The sequence below is a fragment of the Pseudarthrobacter sp. S6 genome (assembly GCF_050156575.1).
Lineage (GTDB): Bacteria > Actinomycetota > Actinomycetes > Actinomycetales > Micrococcaceae > Arthrobacter.
In genome coordinates, this window is record NZ_CP189581.1 from 240195 (window position 1) to 257269 (window position 17075).

Sequence of the window (17075 nt, forward strand, 5' to 3'; positions counted from 1 at the left end):
GAGATCGGGCCGGGATGTGCTGTAAAGTCATGTCTCGGCCCGATGAGGCATCGGGGCGTATAGCTCAGGCGGTTAGAGCGCTTCGCTGATAACGAAGAGGTCCCAGGTTCAAGTCCTGGTACGCCCACGGAACCTGTGCAGGTTCGAAGGAAGGTTTGGTTTGCTTCACGGCAAACGGGACCGGAAAGGGGAGCATGTGAAGAAGTTGCTGGTACTTGCAGCTGCAATCGCAGGCGTCCTGCTCTACAGGAAAGCACAGGAATCCGAGGCCCGGAAAACAGTCTGGAGCCAGTCGACCGACAAGGTCGAATAGGCCGGATTCCCGGATCGGGAGCTTGTAGAATGGTCCTCGGTTCTAGGGTATGATTGACGGGTTGCTTCTTATGGGGGCATGGCGCAATTGGTAGCGCACCTGCTTTGCAAGCAGGGGGTTCGGGGTTCGAGTCCCCGTGCCTCCACCATAAGGAAGTCCCGGACAGCTGAAAAGCTGTCCGGGACTTTTTCGTTCACACAGAACAGTAGGGTTGAACGGTGAACCTCCTTCTTGCGGCCCTTGGGGTCCTGGGCGTAGCTTCGTCCGGGCCTTTGATCGCGGCCACCCTCGGCGCCACCACCGTCAGCGCCCTCGCCATCGCCTTCTGGCGCAATGCCATCGGGGCCGCAGTGATGGCCACCCCCACCCTGGTCCGCGAACCCCGGCAGTTCGGCCGGATCACCGGTCCCGAGTTCCGTTGGTCGCTGTTCGCCGCCATCGCCCTGGCCCTGCACTTTGCCTGCTTCATCACGTCCCTCCAGCTCACCTCCGTGGCTGCTGCCACCGCCCTGGTCTGCCTGCAATCGGCCTGGATCGCCGTATTCCAGCTCTTCCGCGGCATCAGGCACCGCTGGCAGGTGCTGGCAGGGCTCGGGACCGCCTTTGCTGGCGTTGTCACCATTACCGGGTTCGACATGGGGTCCTCACCGGACGCGCTTCTGGGCGATCTGCTGGCCGTTGCTGGCGGGGCTCTGGCCGGTCTCTACACGCTTGCCGGCGGCAGGGCCCGCCAGACCATGACCACGGGAACGTACACCACGCTCTGCTATGGGATGTGCGCGGCCTTCGTGGCGGTACTGGCGCTCTTCAGCGGCCAACCGCTGGTGGGGTTCGACGCCGCTGGCTGGGTAGGGGTCCTGGCCATCACCGTGTGTGCCCAACTAGTGGGCCACACCGCCTTCAATCACCTGCTGGCCACTATGAGCCCGCTGCTGGTGTCGATGATCATCCTGCTGGAAATCCCCGGCGCAGCCGTGCTGGCCGCGGTCTTCCTGCACGAGACCCTGCCGGGCGGCACCTACGGCGGGCTGGGGCTCATCCTGGTGGGGCTCGCCGTCGTGGTTCTGGGACAGATGTCAGGCTTACGGAATCGCAGGGACAGCTCCGGCCCGCATGCGGATGAGCCGCAGTCGGGCCGTCTGGCTGACCTTGGAACGGACTGAGGCCAGGCCCTCGAGGCAGGACGAGGGTTCGAGCTTACTGTCCGCCACGGCGGACAGGCTGGGCGGTGTTGACCGTGTGGATCGCCCGCAGGAGCTTCGCCGGGAAGTAAACCGAGAAGAACACCACCATGGGTGCCTTGAGGGCCATCTTCTTGACGTTGTGTGCCTTGTACGTGCGGTCGAAACGGGTCACGTAATACCGGTAGTCCCGCGGTGAATCCTCAAGCCGGCGGGCGGACATACCGGAGACCATCTGGGGCCAGTACTGGACCTTGAGTTCGTGGTCGGCGAGGTGCAGAGAGAGATCGATGTCCTCGTGCATCTCGTCCTTCGCGTCACGGCAGGTTTCGTCCCGGATGGTTTCCCATGCCGTGGCGCGCAGGGCCATGTTGGAGCCGAACAGGAAGTGGTACTGGTGCTTGGCGAGTTTGAGCATCAGCTGGCGCATCTTGTCGTCTGCCTTGAGCCCGAACCGGCGCATCGGCATGTCGTAGTAGACCACCGGTCCGGTGGCTGCCTGGACTGTCGGGTCAAAAAAGGCCTTCTGGACCTGTTCAACCCAGTCCGGCTCGACAACCGAATCCGCGTCAATGCGTCCCAGGATGTCGCCGGTGGCGTGGTTGAGGCCAAAATTCCGGGTGGGAATCAGGCCCTGGTCCCGGTCCTGGCTGAGCAGGATGATGGGACTTTCCGGATACTCCAGCTGCATCTGCGCCACGATGGCGGCGGTGCGGTCAGTGGAGAGGTTGTCCACCACGATGATTTCGTGGGCCGGCACCGACTGGTAGACGGCAGCGATGAGGCACTGCCTGATGACACTTTCCTCGTTGTACGCCGGGATGACAATGGACACGCGGGGCAGCTCTGCTGCGTCGTTCAAGGCATCCCCAGAGGATTGATCGGCTGACATCAGTCCAAATTTAGCACCGATCGTGATTCGACCTGCCAGCGGCTGGGTCCGGTCCGGACAAACACTGGGAAAACGCTGAAAGGGCCCCGCGCCAGGCGGAGCCCCTTCATATGGATGGCGCTGTGGCGCCGGACGTCCTAGTTGCTGCCCTTGTCCGCGGAACCGTTCATGTTGGCCGCGATGTTCTTGATGGCGGTCTTGGCATCCGTGGATGCCGCGTCTGCCGCGTCTGCCGCGTCTGCCGATTCATCGGCGACGTGCTTGGCCTTCTCGCCAGCGTCGTCCACGGTGTCCTTCGCGTCCGTTGCAGCATCCTGCGCCTGGTCGGCCGCGGCGCTGGCGGCCTTGCTGGCTGCGTCCTCGGCCGTGTCCTTGGCGTCGTTCACCGTGGTGGCAGGAACCGGCGCAGGGGTGACCGGAGAAGGGGTCTTCCACGGGTCTTCCACGGGCTTGGAGGCTTTCCAGGCGGCGACGCCGGCGGCGACGGCTGCGGCGATGATGCCGAATACCAGCCAGCCGCGCTTCCTGGGCTTCTGTGGCTGGGCGATCTGGACGCCGACAGCCTTACCGGCTTCATGCGCGGCGGCCTTCAGCTGGGTGCCGGCCGTCTGCGCCTGTTCCTGGAGGGAATGCACAACGCCGGAATCGGCAAACCGCTGGGCGACGGCATCCACGTGGGACGGCGCGCTTTCCAAGGTGCGGTGCACGGCGTCGGACGCGTGGCCGATCTGGTCCGAAAGGCGCGGCAGGTACTCCACCACCACGCGGTCCCGGGCGTTCTGGATAACGGGAGTGGCCTTGTCCAGTGCCTCATGCAGGCGTGGCGTGGCGACCTCAACGGCGTCGTGAATTTTCGGGGCGAGCTGGGCGAGACCCTCCTGGATGCGCGGTGTCACTGTTGCGACGCCGTCGGCAAGGTTGTGGGCCGCGGTCTTAAGCCCTTCCTGGATCCTGGGAGATGCGGTGTCCAGGCCATGCTGCAGGCGGGGAACTGCCCAATCCACTGCTGCTTCCACGCGGGGGGATGCCCAGTCCTTGGCGTTCTCAACTGCGCTGCTAACTGACTGTTCAAGGTCACGGGCAATACGATCCGATTTCTTCACAACTACCTCCCGATTAATGTGACGGTTCTGTTGTTAGCCTACGTGCCATGACCTGCACGGGCTATTCTTCCAGCGGATTTCCGGCTGATTTCACCCAGCGCGGAACTGCCCGTCCTGCCCCTTCCGCGTTGACCTGCCGTGAAAGAATGGGCGGTATGACTGCAATCGCAACTGCAAAAGCAACCATCCACACCAGCCTCGGCGACATCGTCGTTGATCTCTTCGGCAACCATGCGCCGAAGACGGTCAAGAACTTCGTTGGCTTGGCCACCGGTGAGCAGGCCTGGACCCACCCCGAGACCGGCGAGGACAAGACGGGCACGCCGCTGTACGACGGCACCATCTTCCACCGCATCATCAAGGACTTCATGATCCAGGCCGGCGATCCGCTGGGCCGTGGCGTGGGCGGACCGGGCTACAAGTTCGACGACGAAATCCACCCTGAACTCAGCTTCAACGCCCCGTACAAACTGGCCATGGCCAACGCCGGCATCCAGGCGGGCAAGGGCACCAACGGCTCACAGTTCTTCATCACCACCATCCCCACCGACTGGCTGCAGGGCAAGCACAGCATCTTCGGTGAGGTTGCTGACGAGGACTCCAAGAAGGTCGTCGACGCCATCGAGGGCGTCCGCACCGGTATGGGCGACCGCCCGGTTGAGGACGTCACCATCAACAGCATCGACATCGAGCAGCTCTAACCATCACATGAGCTACGGAATTCCGGCGGCTGAGCCGTCCGCGCAAATTCCGGTGTGCCCCAGGCACCCGGACAGGCCCTCCTATGTGCGCTGCCAGCGCTGCGGGCGCCCAGCATGCCCGGACTGCCAGCGGGCGGCCGCCGTCGGATTCCAGTGTGTTGACTGCGTCAACGAAACCAAGCGGACGACGGCGGCCGTCAAGACTGTCTACGGCGGCGCCGTGGCAACCGGCAAACCGGTGGTGACGTTTGGAATTATCGCCCTGTGTGCGGTGATGTACGTTCTGCAATGGATAGTTCCCGACGAGTGGATCTACCAGAACCTGGCGTTCGCCAATGTGTTCGCCAGCCCCGAATTTGGTGAGTTCGAACCCTGGCGGATGCTGACGGCGGCTTTCCTGCATTCACAGGGATTCATCCTCCACATTGTGCTGAACATGTACATGCTGTGGATTTTCGGCCAGGCACTCGAACCGCTCCTGGGCCGGGTCCCGTTCCTGGCTTTGTATCTCATCTCTGCCATCGGGGGGTCCGTAGGCTACCTTCTTCTGACCCCCGGCTATGTGCCGGGGGTGCCTCTTGCCGGCGTGGTGGGCGCCTCCGGCGCCATCTTTGGCCTGTTCGGCGCGATGCTTCTGGTGCAGCGGCACCGCGGCGGGGATACGCGGCAGTTGTGGATCCTGATCGCCATCAACGGCGTGATCGGATTTGTGGTCCCACAGATCGCCTGGCAGGCCCACCTGGGTGGCCTTGTCACCGGCGCCCTCTGCGCTGCCGTGATTGCTTACATGCCCCGTGGACCTCGGCAACGCCTGCTGCATGCGGCCGGACTGGCCGGAGTGGTTCTACTGCTGGCCCTGGTGAGCTGGCTCCGCGTCACGGCGGGCTGACTGCCCGGGTCCGCCGACCCACTTCTGGATTCCTTCCTAGACCCCGGTGTCCCATTGGACACCGGGGTTTTCGCTGCGCCCAGCAGGCCGTGGCAGTCGCAGGCCACGGCCGGTACTCCCAGTTATCCACAGGGCTTATCCACACTGTTGGTAACTTACACGGGTGTAGTTCAGGATTGCGATGTTTCCCTGGGCCCGGATGTCCGCTCTTTTCCCGGCATTGATCCTCCAGTTATCCACAATTGTGGACAACCCCTGGGGATGTGCCTGTGGTTAAGTGGAAAAACCCGCCTCTTTGACCCGACCTGTGGATAACATGGCCGTTTCCGGCAGTACAGCCCTGCACGAAGGGATTTGCGTGGCCCGTATCAACAGGGTTGTTCACACTTTTCACAACTTACAGACATGTAGTCAAACTTCGGTATTTACCGGGCTGGGGCATCTGAGGAGGTCGCCCCGACCCGCTCTGTGGATTGTTGTCCACAACTGTGGACAAGTTGTGGGTAGTCCAGTGTTAGTAAGTGGAAAACACCTGCCCGTGCGAGGGCCTTCGTACGCAGCAACCGAACACACAGGCTCCCAGCCAGGAGGACCGCCTTGAGCGCCGGCGCTACGACACAGCACATCTACCTCGACAGGCAGCACCCCGCGGTATGGCGTGCCCTCAACGGTCTTGGGGTGTAAGCGCGCGAAGCCGCCGGGATTGACCCGCGAAGCCGCCGGGAGTGACCGCAGGACCCTCGCCTGATCAATTCGCGGGAGACGGCGGCCCTGTTCACGGACAAGGATTGGGCGGCCCTGGCACTGCAATCACCAGTCACCATCCGGTTCGCCGCTACCGCTGAGCGGGCGATTATCCACAGCTAATCCACACTGTTAATAACTGTTCGTCCGAGCGACTTGGATCCGGGTCCCGTGGACCATGGCCTGCACGGGATGTCATGGCTTTCGGCCCGGGAAAGTTATGCACAGTGTGGATAACTTTCCCAACAGCTGGGGAGAACTTATCCCGGAGGAATGCTAGGTCAGCCGACGGCGGGGCCCCCGCCCACCAGCCCGGCTGTTGCCGGTCAACCCTGCCAGACGCCTGAGGAACCGCGCCGGTGGCTGTGCAGAAGATGGGTGTCCACCATGCCGATGGCTTCCATTAGGGCGAACATGGTGGTGGGGCCAACGAACGAGAACCCTTGCTTCCGCAGCGCCTTGGACAGCGCCACCGATTCCGGTGACTGCGTGGGGATCTCCGCGTGCGTTACCGGCTGGGGAGTGGTTGTGGGCTGGAACTGCCAGACGAAGGCAACCAGGCCTTGCCGCTCGCGCAGCGCGATGGTGGCCTGGGCATTGGCGATAGTGGCCCGGATCTTGAGCCGGTTGCGGACGATGGCGCGATTCTGGAGCAGGCGCTCGACATCCGCTTCCGTAAAGGCGGCAACAGCGTCCGGCTGGAAGTCGAGAAAAGCCTGACGGAAGGCAGGGCGCTTTCGCAGGATCGTGGCCCAGGAGAGGCCTGCCTGGAAACCCTCAAGACAGATGCGCTCGTAGAGGCCCTGTTCATCCCGGACGGGCAGGCCCCATTCGGAGTCATAGTATTCGCGCAACAGCGGATCCACGGCCGCCCACGGCGGACGGGTGAGGCCGTCGTCGCCCAAAACAGTTCCGTACATACCCTCGTTCCGTGGCTGGGCGGCGGCCGCGGGAGTCATGTGGGTCCTGCGGTCAGCGTCAGGAACGCCAGCGCGTGGTCATCAGGAAGCCAATGATGGCAATGCCGAAGCCGGCCACAATGTTCCACGACGCCCAGGCCTGGACAGGGAACCGGCCCTCGCTAATGTAAAACGTGATGATCCAGAAGAGCCCGATGATCATCAGGCCGAACATCACTGGCTTGAACCAGACAGCGTTGGGCTTATATGTCTGCGCCCCGGAAGCGGGCTGCGTGGCGCTGGAAGTCTTCTTGCGAGGCTTTGACTCGGGCACGTGCTCTCCTTGGCGGACTGGAGCAAGCTCGGCGTCGCGGGCTTGATATCCTGCAAGAAGGAAGTTGCCAGCGGTCAGCGCGATCTTGGTCAAATCTGGATTCTTACTAGCAGTCAATTCTAGCCGTAGTCAGGGCACGCAAATGCCCATCGCGGCCACCCCGGAGGAGAACGCGTGGTAGTGCAGGAAAAGGCGAGGCGCGCCGCCAGGAGGCCCGCCCGTGCGGCGTCCGCCCGCGCTTCCATTCTGCGTGGGACCGTGCAGGTGCTCGGCGAGCTGCTCATCACGGCCGGCATTGTTCTCCTGCTCTTTGTGGGCTGGCAGCTGTGGTGGACCAATATCGAATCCGACGCCAAGCAGAGCGCGGTCATCAAGGAATTCGCCCAGGGGCTCCGCGGCACAGTGGCCGCAGCCCCGGAACCGGACCCCACGGCAGCGCCCGTGGATTATGGCACTCCAGCCGTTTCCCCGGCGCCGGGCCATGCCGGCACCATCGGCATCATGTACATCCCGCGGTTTGGCCCGAACTATACCCGGCCCATCGTGCAGGGAACCACTGGGGATGTCCTGGATACGCTGGGGCTCGGCCATTACGCCAACACGGCGATGCCGGGCGCCGTCGGGAACTTCGCCGTCGCCGGTCACCGGCAGACCCATGGGGCCGTCCTGGACAACATCCACACCCTTGTTCCGGGGGACAAAATCTACGTCCAGACCAAGGACGGCTATTACATTTATGTCTTTCGCAACAACCAGATTGTGATGCCGTCCCGGACGGATGTCCTGGAACCGGTCCCCACGCGCCCCGGCGTCACTCCCACCGAAAGCTTTCTCACCATGACCAGTTGCAACCCGCGTTTCGGCGCCGAGGAACGTATCATCGCCTACGCGCGGCTGGACAGCTGGCGGCCTGCTTCGGCGGGGCCGCCGGCCGAGATCGCCGCACAGGTCGCGGCAGCCGTTGGAGGAAACTGAATATGTACGGCTGGATTTTCCGCCACCTTCCGGGCCCCCTCTGGCTGCGGATCATCACGTCGCTGGTGCTCATCTCCGGCGCACTGATCCTGATGGTTCAGTTTCTGTTCCCCTGGATGTCCGGGTTCACCGCATTCACCGACTCAACGATTGGTTCTGCAAGCCAGCCATGACCACAACTAAAATCCTGGTCGTAGACAACTACGACAGCTTTGTTTACACCCTGGTTGGCTACCTCCAGGAACTCGGCGCCGAGACCACAGTTGTCCGCAATGACGATGTGACCCTCGCTGAAGCTATCGAGATGGCCCAAACGCGCGACGGCGTCCTCATCTCACCCGGCCCGGGAAACCCTGCGGAGGCGGGTGTGTGCATTGAGTTGATCAAGTGGTGCGGCGCGAACAGCAAGCCGATGTTTGGCGTGTGCCTGGGCCATCAGGCCCTGGCTGAAGCCTACGGCGGCAGGGTGACGCACGCGCCGGAGCTGATGCACGGCAAGACCTCGCTGGTGGAGCACAACGGCACCAGCGTCTTCGCCGGACTCCCCTCCCCCGTGACAGCGACGCGCTACCACTCGCTGGCAGCGGTAAAGGACACCATTCCCGACGTTCTCGAGATCACCGCGGAAACAGCGACCGGCGTCGTGATGGGCCTACAGCACCGCACTGCACCGTTGTGCGGCGTGCAGTTCCACCCTGAGTCGGTCCTGACCGAAGGTGGCTACCAGATGTTGGGCAACTGGCTTGAGTCCCTGGGCATGGCGGGGGCCGCCGCCCGTGCAGCCACGCTGAGCCCGCTCATCCAGCACTGACAGGCACCCACCCTCAAACAACGCGGGGTCACTTCGCGCCCATGTTCCCCTTCGGGATGGGCGCGAAGTGACCCCGCGTTGCTCTTAAGGAGCGGGTGCGGGTCAGCCCTTCTTGGTAGCGGTGGGCGTGGCGGTTGGCGTAGGTGTGGGCGGCGGGGCCGGTTCCTTGGCCACCACAATGTTGATGGTCTTGCCCTGATCGACGACGGCGTTCACGGGGTCGCTTTGATCCGTGACCCGGCCCGCCTCCACCTGTGAGTTCTCCACTTCCTGGACGTTGGGGACCAGGCCAAGTTCCTTCAGCGCCGTTTCCGCCTCGGCACGCGTGCGGCCGCGCAGTTCAGGCATGGACACCTTGCCGGTGGAAATCACGATCTCCACCGTGGTGCCCACGCCCACCATCTGGCCCGGTGCCGGGCTCGTGGTAATCACCCTGCCGGCAGGAACGGTGGCGCTGTTGGCGGTGGTGGTGGACGCGGCGCCCTGCAGGCCGCTTTGGCGCAGGATGTCACGGGCCGCTGCCTCCGTTTGGCCCGGTAAGGTCTCCGGAATCTTGACGGCGCTTGGGCCCTCAGAAATGTTCAGGATCACCTCCGCGTTGGGATCAACCGACGTTCCAGCCACCGGGTCCGTGCCGATGGCCGTACCGCTGGGAATGGTCTCGTGCTTGTTCCGCTTGATCTTTGGGCTGAGTTTGGCAACATAAAGTTCCTGCAGGGCCGCCGATTCCGTCAGCGACGCCACCGCCGGGACCACCACTTGGGGCGGCGGGGGCGCAGGCCGGTTGACGATGCTGTACAGCCAGAAACCGCCGCCGCCAAGGATCAGCAGGGTGAAGATCACCAGGATAGCCATCCACGTACGACGACGTGACTTCTGCCGGGCGGTCCGCTCACGTTCCGGTGCGAAGCCCAGGGGAAGTTCGTCGACATCTGACGGTTCGTGTACGGCGGCCGCCATGACGCCGAATCTCCCGTCAGTGCGGGTGTCGTCCGCGTTACGCTGCCGGCCGGTGGGGACATCGTCGAGGAAACCTGCACCGGTGAGCCCGAACGCCTCTGTCACAGGCGGGCGTTCCGGCGCCGGAACATGATCGTTGGGATCGGTGGGGGCTTCGGTTGCGGCCAGCGCGGGCACGGACACGCCCGCCCGCGCGGCGCGTAGCGCACGCCGGAACGCAGCTGAGTCCTGGAAACGGTCCGTCCGGTTCTTCTGCAATGCCTTGGCCAGAACACTATCCAAGGCGGCCGAAACCTCCGGGTTCACAGTGCTGGCTGGCTCCGGAATTTCCCTGACGTGCTGGTACGCCACGGAGACGGGGCTGTCACCCACGAAAGGCGGCCGGGCGGTGAGCATTTCGTAGAGCAGGCAGGCAGCAGAGTAGAGGTCGCTGCGCGCATCCACTGTTTCGCCCCGGGCCTGCTCGGGCGAGAGGTATTGGGCAGTGCCCACCACGGCCTGGGTCTGCGTCATGGTGGCCGATGAATCGGCGATGGCCCGGGCAATTCCGAAGTCCATGACCTTCACGGAATTGGAGCCTTCGCAGATCATCACATTGGCGGGTTTGATGTCGCGGTGGACGATGCCTGCCTTGTGGCTGTATTCGAGTGCAGAGAGCACACCCAGGCAAAAGTCGATGGCCTGGTCAATGCTGACTTCCTTGGCCCGGATCAGGTCTCGGATGGTCCTGCCCTCGACAAACTCCATCACGATGTAGGGCACCCGGACACTGTCGTCCGAGCCATCCGGAACGGTGTGTTCGCCGGTGTCGTAAATAGCCACGATGGAGGGGTGGTTCAGCGCCGCTACCGACTGCGCTTCGCGTTTGAACCGCGCCTGGAACTGCGGATCCCTGGCCATGTCCGGGCGGAGAAGCTTGACGGCAACTGTCCGGCCCAACCTGGTATCGACTCCGCGGTGGACATCCGCCATCCCCCCGCGGCCGATCATTCCGCCGAGTTCGTAGCGGCCGCTCAGGACGCGCTGATTATCCACCGGGAGGCTGTCCTCCCGGTGCAGCGGAGTGCGGGGTGAGTCATTCACTGTCAGTCAATCCTGACGACTAGGGGCCGCAGGTAGGGGGCAAGCCCTGCACCTGGCCGGGGTTGCAGCTGGGCAGGACGGACGTCGGCCCGGCCGAGGCAGCCGGCGAGGCGGCCGGCGACGACGGCGGAGCGGTCGGCGTAGTGGCGGGGGCAGGAACGGCGTAAGTCACGGTCACTTCAGCCCCCTTGGGCACGGTGCCCGTGGGATTAACCTGCAACACCGTTCCCGCAGCGGAAGTACTCTGCTGCGGGATGACCCGCACGGACAGGCCCATGGTTTCAAGCGTCCCTTGGACCTGACGGTAGTCCTTCCCGAGGTATGCCGCCGAAATGATGTCCACGGTGCTGGGCGTGGGCGTCGGCGTGGGCGCGTCAGTGGTGCGGCTGGGGGTGGGCGTGGCGGACGCCGAGGTCTTTGACGGGCTGGCGCTGGTGGACGGCGGGTTGCTGGATGCCGGGTTAGTGGTGGTGTTGGCCGGGTTAAAAATCCCCTGCTGCGTCAGGAAGAACCCCACCAGCGCGAACAGAACCAGCACGATCAAGGCGACCAGCGGCCACGTCCAGGGGCTCCGGCCGCGACGCTCGGGCTCATCCTCCGGTTCGTCGTCGTACTTTTCTTCCTCCTGCACCCAACTGCGCTCCGCAGCCAGGGCGTCCGCACGCGAAAGCGTGCTGCCGGCTCCGGTGGCTGTGCCCGCGGCCGCGGCGCCGACTGCAGCGCCACCGGCAGCGGCACTAAGCACGGGCAGGGCGGACGTGGACGTCGTGTTGCTGTCCTTGTGGGCGATAACACCCGTGGGCGCTGTGGCAATGTCCACCGGTGCCGTAATGGGGCCGGTTGTCGCTTCGAAGAGCAACATGCCGGGAACCGCGGCATGCGCGGCATCAATGTCGCCGTTGCGGATGGCCTCGGCGGCTTCGGACAGCTTGATGGCGTTGGCCGGACGGTTCTTGGGGTCCTTGGCCAGCATGGACATCAGCAGTGCGCGGACCGGTTTGGGCAGGGTCTCCGGAAGCGGCGGCGGGGCGTCGTTGACCTGCGCCAGGGCAATGGCGATCTGGGATTCGCCGGAGAACGGCCGGTGCCCGGTGAGGCACTCGTAGCCGATCACGCCGAGTGAGTAGATGTCCGAGGCACCGGTAGCGGTCTGGCCGGTGGCCTGCTCGGGGGCGAGGTACTGGGCGGTTCCCATGACCTGGCCTGTCTGCGTTAACGGGACCTGGTCGGCCAGACGGGCGATGCCAAAGTCGGTGACCTTGACCCGGCCGTCGGGGGTGATCAGCAGGTTGCCCGGCTTGATGTCGCGGTGGACCAGCCCCTGGGCGTGGGCGACGGAAAGGGCGCGGGCGGTCTGCGCCATCATGGACAGCGTCCGGTCCGGGGACAGTACCTGCTCGTGCTCGATGATGCTGCTCAGCGGCTGGCCCGGAACGAGCTCCATGACCAGGTAGGCGGAGCCATCCTCCTCGCCGTAGTCAAAGACATTGGCGATGCCCACGTGGTTCAACAGGGCGGTGTGGCGTGCCTCCGCGCGGAACCTCTGGAGGAATCCGGGATCACCGGTGTATTCCTCCTTGAGTACCTTGATGGCGACAATCCGGCCCAGGACCTGGTCCTTGGCCTTCCAGACCTCGCCCATCCCGCCGATCGCAATCCGCGTGGTCAGCTGGAATCTGCCGCCGAGGGTGATTCCCGTTGTAGGCCTCACTTATTCAACACCGCCTCAAAAATCTTCTTCGCGTTCGGACTGGTTAGCTGTGCACCGGTGGTGATGTCTACGCCCTCCATGGCGATGGTGACGCTCACCTCCGGGTTGTTCGCGGGGGCAAACCCGGTGAACCAGGAGTTGTTCAGGCCGTTGCCCAGTTCGGCGGTTCCGGTTTTGCCGGCCACCTGAACACCGGGGACAGCCGCGCCGCGGGCGATGCCCTGGCTCACCGCGCTGGTCATCCATTCGGTGATCTGCCGGGCAATCTCCGGCGTGGTGGAAGTCCGGAGCGCTTCAGGCTTGGGTTCGTCAATGACACGAAGGTCCGGGGACCGCACGGTCTTGACAAGGCTGGGGCTCATCTGGACGCCGTTGTTGGCGATGGCGGCGGTCATCATTGCGATCTGCAGCGGCGTGGCGCGCACGTCCTTCTGGCCAATGGCGGACTGGGCCAGGCCTGGCCCGTCCAGTTCATCGGGGAAGCCGTTGCCCTTGGCGTAGGCGAGCTTGAGCTGATCGCCAAGTACCTCGCCGAAGCCGAACTTTGCCGCCTGCTCGGCGATGGCGTCGCGGCCCAGGTCGAGGGCAATTCTGGCGAACGGCGTATTGCAGGACTGCTGCAGGGCGAAGGCAAAGCTGGCCGTCTCCTGGGTGTAGCAGTTGCCCCCGGCGTAGTTCGGCAGCTTGTACTGGATCCCCGGGAACGGCATCTCGGCTGGGTTGGGGAGCACGCTGTCCTTGTTGTACTTCCCGGAGGCGAGGGCCGCAGCGGTATCCACCAGCTTGAACACTGACCCCGGAGCGAGCAGTTCGCCCGTGGGCCCGCTGACATTCTGGTTCAGGTTGATGCCGGGGACCTTGACCAGCTCATTGATGTTGGTGTTTTCGGCTTTCGAGTCCTGGGTGGCGATCAGGTTGGGGTCATAGGACGGTTTGGACACCATGGCCAGGATGGCGCCGGTCTTGGGGTTGGTGACCACAATGGAACCTCGCTGGCCGTCCGGAATGAGGTCGTAGGCAAGCTTCTGGATAGCGGGATCGATGGTGAGTTCCACCGAAGCCCCCTTCGGCTGGCTGCCCAGGAAGAGCTGGCCGATGCGGTCGAAGAACTGCTGGTCTGAGCTGCCAGCCAACTGGGCGTTCATCGCAACTTCCAGGCCGGTGGCACCATAGTTCTTCGAGAAGTAGCCCGTGATGCCTGCATACAGTGCCGGCTGCGCGTAGGTGCGCTGGAACTTGCAGACCTCGGAGGTGCCTTCCACCGATTGGGCGACCGGGTTTCCGCCCACGATGATGGCGCCGCGGTCGTTGCAGTAATTCTGCAGAATGGCGCGCTGGTTCAGAGGGTGGTCCTTGAGGTCATCGGCACCCACCACCTGGACGAAGCTGATAGCGCCGAAGATCAATGCAAACATGGCGATCGCTGCCACCCAGGAATTCCGGATTGCCTGGTTCACGCTTGTTTCACCGCCTCGGTGGGAGTATCAATTCCTGCAGATTCCGCAGCGCCGCCGGGAGGAAGTGGCGTGGTGTCCACCGGACCCCGCGCAGTATGGGAAATCAGCAGGAGCAGGCCCACGATGATCCAGTTGGCCAGCAGCGACGAACCTCCCGCGGCGAGGAACGGCGTGGTCAGACCGGTCAATGGAATCAGCCGTGTGACTCCGCCGATCACCACGAAGCACTGAAGGGCGATGGCGAAGGAAAGTCCGCAGGCCAGCAGTTTCCCGAAGGCATCCCGGGTGCCCAGCGCCGCCCGAAACCCTCGGGTGAACAGCATGACGTACATCAGCACCACGGCGAACAGTCCGATCAGGCCCAGCTCCTCGCCGATGGACGCGATGATCATATCGCTGTTGGCGAAGGGGACCAGGTCCGGCCGGCCCTGGCCCAGGCCGGTACCCACTAGGCCGCCGTTAGCCATGCCGAAGAGTCCCTCGATGACTTGCCGGCTGCCGGTCTCGTAAACGTCCGGGCTGAAGGCGTTAATCCAGCCGTAGATGCGTACTTCGACATGGGAAAATACCTGAGCTGCCACGAAACCGCCGCCTAAGATGAGGCCCAAGCCGATAACCACCCAGCTGATACGGCTGGTGGCCACGTAGATCAGCACGATGAACAGGCCAAAGAACAGCACGGAGGAGCCGAGGTCCCGCTGGAAGATCAACACGCCGATGCTCACCAGCCAGGCGGTTATCATGGGCCCCATGTCCTTGAACCGGGGGAACTGCAGCGGGCCGATCTTGCGTCCAGCCAACAGTATGAGGTCCCGGTTGGAGGACAGATAACCGGCGAAGAATATAGCGAGGGTGATCTTGGCAATCTCACCCGGCTGGAACGTCAACGGACCCATCCGGATCCAGACCCGGGCGCCCAGGATTTCGCCGGCCGAGATGCCGGGCACCAGCGGAAGAATGAGCAGGAGCGCGCTCACGGCCAGTGAGATGAAGGTGAAGCGGCGGAGCACCCGGTGGTCCTTTAGAAACCAGATCACGCCGACGGCCACTGCCATGGCGATCAGGGTCCAGCGGAGCTGGTTGTTCCCGGTGTCTTCCCCGGGGGCGTCGAGGCGGTGGATCATGGCAAGGCCCAAGCCGTTAAGTGCAACAACCAACGGAAGTATGACCGGATCGGCATATTTAGCCCGGATCCGCAGAACCACGTGGAAGAACAGGGCTGCCACCGCGAGGAGGCTGGACTGGAACCAGAAATCGGAGTCGAACGCCTTCTCCTGGTCAACGCCCACTAACATGTTGGCGCCGATGCCCACAGACAGGGCGAGAATCAGCAGCAACAGTTCCACGTTGCGCCGGGGTTTGGGTACGGTGCTGAGCTGGCTCACTGGCCTCCCTCACAAGCGGTAGTGGGGCTGGGCGAGGCGGACGGGGACGGCGTCGCCGCAGGAGTGGCTGCGTCCGACGATGGGGCAGGCGCCGTGGGTGTTGCAGCCGGCGCAGTAGTTGGGGCCGGAACGGGCGACGGGGTCAGGCACTCATCCGGCGGAGCAATGGTACCGGTGCCTTCGAGGTTCTTCACGATCCGCTGGGCATCGTAGAGATCACGCGCGGGAACTGTCTGGCGGACGCGCTGCTGGGAGAACTGGGGCAAGGAGTCCATCTGGATCTCTGTTACGGCTTCGAGGGTGGAAAGCTGGATGGGGCCAAGCCGCTGCGATACACCGTTATAGATGGCAACGCGGGAATCGTATTCCCCGATGTAATAGCGGGTCTGGGTCCAGGCATAGCCGAGCCAGAGGCCAACGGTCAGCACCACCAGCACGGATGCGGCGATGGACAAGGTGACCCAGCGGCGGGGTTTCGGCCGCCCCAGGGCGGCGTCATCCGCCTCTGCCGCGGGAGCGTCGGCCTTGTGCGTCAGGACGGTGGCGGCCCGCCTGGCCACGGTGCGGCCGGCAATGGTGGGAATGGAGCCGGACTCGGCCGCGGTGGCCGCAGCACCGACAAGTTCGTGCGGGCGCGATGCGAGTTCCTGCCGCAGGACTTCGGCCGAAAGGTGCTCGCCGAGATGGGGGTCGGTGGAGGGCGGGGGTTCCGCGGCCACTGGCTTTTCGGCGGCTTTGTCGGCTGCGGGGCTTTTGACGTCGGACGCCTCTGGGCCCGGTGAAGTGCTGGCCGCTTCGCTGTCAGCGGCAGGGGCTTCGGTGGCCGGCTGCGAGGGGACGATGTCGACGGCGGCGGTACTGACGTCGTCGGGCGTTTCCTCGGTGATTTCCACCATGACGACGGTGACGTTGTCCGGTGAGCCAGCTTCGAGCGTGAGGTTCACCAGGGTTTCGACGCACTCGCGGAGGTCCTTTGTCTCGCGGACCGTCCGCTCCACCACGTGTCCGGCCACGTAGTTGAGCCCGTCGGAGCAGAGCAGCCAGCGCTCACCGGGCTGGACGTCCAGGGTGTCCAGATCCAGCTCGGGGCTGGCGTCGACGTCGCCCAGGACGCGCATAAGGACGTTTTTGTGTGGGTGGGTTTCGGCTTCTTCGGGGCGGAGCCGCCCCTCATCGATCAGCCGCTGGACGAACGTGTGGTCAATGCTGATCTGGGCAAATTCGCCGTCGCGCAGGCGGTAGGCCCGGGAGTCGCCGATATGCGCGAAATGTAGCTTGCCTTCTGCCAGAAGCAGGGATGTAACGGTGGTGCCCATGCCGGCCAGCTTGGGGTTGATGTGGACCAGCTCGGAGAGCAGGGAGTTGGCCGTCTGGATTTCGTCGGCGAGGACCGTGCCAGCATCGCCGTCGTGGTCGTCGTGGTCCAGGTGCAGCATGTCCAGCACGGTGGCGGCAGAGGCGACATCGCCGCCCGCGTGGCCGCCCATTCCGTCCGCGACCACCGCCAAATGGCGTCCGACGTACGCCGAGTCATCATTTTTGGCTCGAATGCGTCCCACATCCGAGCGCGCTGCATAGCGCATGATGAGGGGCCGCTGGACGGGCGTGGCCTCGCCGGCGGGAAGATCAGCGGCCAT

The 17075-nt window shown here is 64.1% G+C and carries 16 protein-coding genes and 2 tRNA genes; 9 read left to right on the forward strand and 9 right to left on the reverse strand.

The window, feature by feature from the left end:
- Nucleotides 1-53: 53 nt before the first annotated feature.
- The 4 genes from ACQCS0_RS01210 to ACQCS0_RS01225 all read left to right on the forward strand — a co-directional run bounded on the left by ACQCS0_RS01210 (nt 54) and on the right by ACQCS0_RS01225 (nt 1476).
- Nucleotides 54-127, forward strand: a tRNA-Ile gene (locus ACQCS0_RS01210).
- Nucleotides 128-196: 69 nt separating this feature from the next.
- Nucleotides 197-313: a DLW-39 family protein gene (locus ACQCS0_RS01215; protein ID WP_210412373.1), complete on the forward strand. Its 117-nt coding sequence runs from the start codon at nt 197-199 to the stop codon at nt 311-313.
- 72 nt (nt 314-385) lie between these two features.
- Nucleotides 386-461, forward strand: a tRNA-Ala gene (locus tag ACQCS0_RS01220).
- A gap of 70 nt (nt 462-531) precedes the next feature.
- Nucleotides 532-1476 carry a DMT family transporter gene (locus ACQCS0_RS01225; protein ID WP_354155917.1) on the forward strand — a complete coding sequence of 315 codons (945 nt, stop codon included), beginning with the start codon at nt 532-534 and terminating at the stop codon, nt 1474-1476.
- A 34-nt stretch (nt 1477-1510) separates the two neighbouring features.
- Here ACQCS0_RS01225 and ACQCS0_RS01230 read toward each other — a convergent pair whose 3' ends face one another.
- Complete coding sequence (locus tag ACQCS0_RS01230) at nt 1511-2386, reverse strand: glycosyltransferase family 2 protein (RefSeq protein WP_354155918.1); 876 nt, start codon at nt 2384-2386, stop codon at nt 1511-1513.
- A gap of 137 nt (nt 2387-2523) precedes the next feature.
- A complete protein-coding gene (locus tag ACQCS0_RS01235) occupies nt 2524-3489 on the reverse strand; it encodes a hypothetical protein (RefSeq protein ID WP_426939987.1) in 966 nt (321 codons plus the stop codon).
- A gap of 155 nt (nt 3490-3644) precedes the next feature.
- Here ACQCS0_RS01235 and ACQCS0_RS01240 point away from each other — a divergent pair, with 155 nt between their 5' ends.
- Nucleotides 3645-4190: a peptidylprolyl isomerase gene (locus tag ACQCS0_RS01240; RefSeq protein WP_185262060.1), complete on the forward strand. Its 546-nt coding sequence runs from the start codon at nt 3645-3647 to the stop codon at nt 4188-4190.
- 7 nt (nt 4191-4197) lie between these two features.
- On the forward strand, nt 4198-5079 hold the full coding sequence (locus tag ACQCS0_RS01245) for a rhomboid family intramembrane serine protease (protein WP_354155920.1): 882 nt from the start codon (nt 4198-4200) through the stop codon (nt 5077-5079).
- A gap of 1070 nt (nt 5080-6149) precedes the next feature.
- Here the strand turns inward: ACQCS0_RS01245 and ACQCS0_RS01250 are convergent.
- Entirely contained in the window at nt 6150-6782 is a 633-nt protein-coding gene (locus ACQCS0_RS01250; RefSeq protein WP_354155921.1) for a DNA-3-methyladenine glycosylase I, read from the reverse strand.
- A 19-nt stretch (nt 6783-6801) separates the two neighbouring features.
- On the reverse strand, nt 6802-7056 hold the full coding sequence (locus tag ACQCS0_RS01255) for a cell division protein CrgA (protein WP_282331611.1): 255 nt from the start codon (nt 7054-7056) through the stop codon (nt 6802-6804).
- Between the two features lie 174 nt (nt 7057-7230).
- Here ACQCS0_RS01255 and ACQCS0_RS01260 point away from each other — a divergent pair, with 174 nt between their 5' ends.
- The 3 genes from ACQCS0_RS01260 to ACQCS0_RS01270 are packed head-to-tail and all read left to right on the forward strand — an operon-like array spanning nt 7231 to nt 8842.
- Nucleotides 7231-8031: a class E sortase gene (locus ACQCS0_RS01260; RefSeq protein ID WP_354155922.1), complete on the forward strand. Its 801-nt coding sequence runs from the start codon at nt 7231-7233 to the stop codon at nt 8029-8031.
- Between the two features lie 2 nt (nt 8032-8033).
- Complete coding sequence (locus tag ACQCS0_RS01265) at nt 8034-8204, forward strand: hypothetical protein (RefSeq protein ID WP_185262063.1); 171 nt, start codon at nt 8034-8036, stop codon at nt 8202-8204.
- Nucleotides 8201-8842 (forward strand): aminodeoxychorismate/anthranilate synthase component II, encoded by a 642-nt coding sequence (locus ACQCS0_RS01270; protein WP_354155923.1) that lies wholly within the window; start codon nt 8201-8203, stop codon nt 8840-8842. Before ACQCS0_RS01265 ends, ACQCS0_RS01270 begins: the two co-directional genes overlap by 4 nt.
- 102 nt (nt 8843-8944) lie before the next feature.
- Here ACQCS0_RS01270 and pknB read toward each other — a convergent pair whose 3' ends face one another.
- Genes pknB through ACQCS0_RS01295 form a run of 5 tightly spaced genes read right to left on the reverse strand, consistent with a single transcriptional unit; the run spans nt 8945 to nt 17075 of the window.
- Entirely contained in the window at nt 8945-10885 is a 1941-nt protein-coding gene (gene pknB / locus ACQCS0_RS01275; protein ID WP_354155924.1) for a Stk1 family PASTA domain-containing Ser/Thr kinase, read from the reverse strand.
- Between the two features lie 19 nt (nt 10886-10904).
- On the reverse strand, nt 10905-12596 hold the full coding sequence (locus tag ACQCS0_RS01280; protein WP_354155925.1) for a protein kinase domain-containing protein: 1692 nt from the start codon (nt 12594-12596) through the stop codon (nt 10905-10907).
- Nucleotides 12593-14053: a penicillin-binding protein 2 gene (locus ACQCS0_RS01285; protein WP_354155926.1), complete on the reverse strand. Its 1461-nt coding sequence runs from the start codon at nt 14051-14053 to the stop codon at nt 12593-12595. Before ACQCS0_RS01285 ends, ACQCS0_RS01280 begins: the two co-directional genes overlap by 4 nt.
- Nucleotides 14050-15438, reverse strand: coding sequence for an FtsW/RodA/SpoVE family cell cycle protein (locus tag ACQCS0_RS01290; protein ID WP_354223824.1), 1389 nt, complete (start codon nt 15436-15438; stop codon nt 14050-14052). Before ACQCS0_RS01290 ends, ACQCS0_RS01285 begins: the two co-directional genes overlap by 4 nt.
- Nucleotides 15435-17075 (reverse strand): protein phosphatase 2C domain-containing protein, encoded by a 1641-nt coding sequence (locus tag ACQCS0_RS01295; RefSeq protein WP_354155928.1) that lies wholly within the window; start codon nt 17073-17075, stop codon nt 15435-15437. Before ACQCS0_RS01295 ends, ACQCS0_RS01290 begins: the two co-directional genes overlap by 4 nt.

Bases quoted from the DNA above. Each gene is read 5' to 3' on its own strand.
- ACQCS0_RS01230 (WP_354155918.1), bottom strand. From the start codon at position 2,386: ATGTCAGCCGATCAATCCTCTGGGGATGCCTTGAACGACGCAGCAGAG.
- ACQCS0_RS01240 (WP_185262060.1), top strand. From the start codon at position 3,645: ATGACTGCAATCGCAACTGCAAAAGCAACCATCCACACCAGCCTCGGC.
- ACQCS0_RS01245 (WP_354155920.1), top strand. From the start codon at position 4,198: ATGAGCTACGGAATTCCGGCGGCTGAGCCGTCCGCGCAAATTCCGGTG.
- ACQCS0_RS01250 (WP_354155921.1), bottom strand. From the start codon at position 6,782: ATGACTCCCGCGGCCGCCGCCCAGCCACGGAACGAGGGTATGTACGGA.
- ACQCS0_RS01265 (WP_185262063.1), top strand. From the start codon at position 8,034: ATGTACGGCTGGATTTTCCGCCACCTTCCGGGCCCCCTCTGGCTGCGG.
- ACQCS0_RS01270 (WP_354155923.1), top strand. From the start codon at position 8,201: ATGACCACAACTAAAATCCTGGTCGTAGACAACTACGACAGCTTTGTT.
- ACQCS0_RS01295 (WP_354155928.1), bottom strand. From the start codon at position 17,075: ATGGCCGCTGATCTTCCCGCCGGCGAGGCCACGCCCGTCCAGCGGCCC.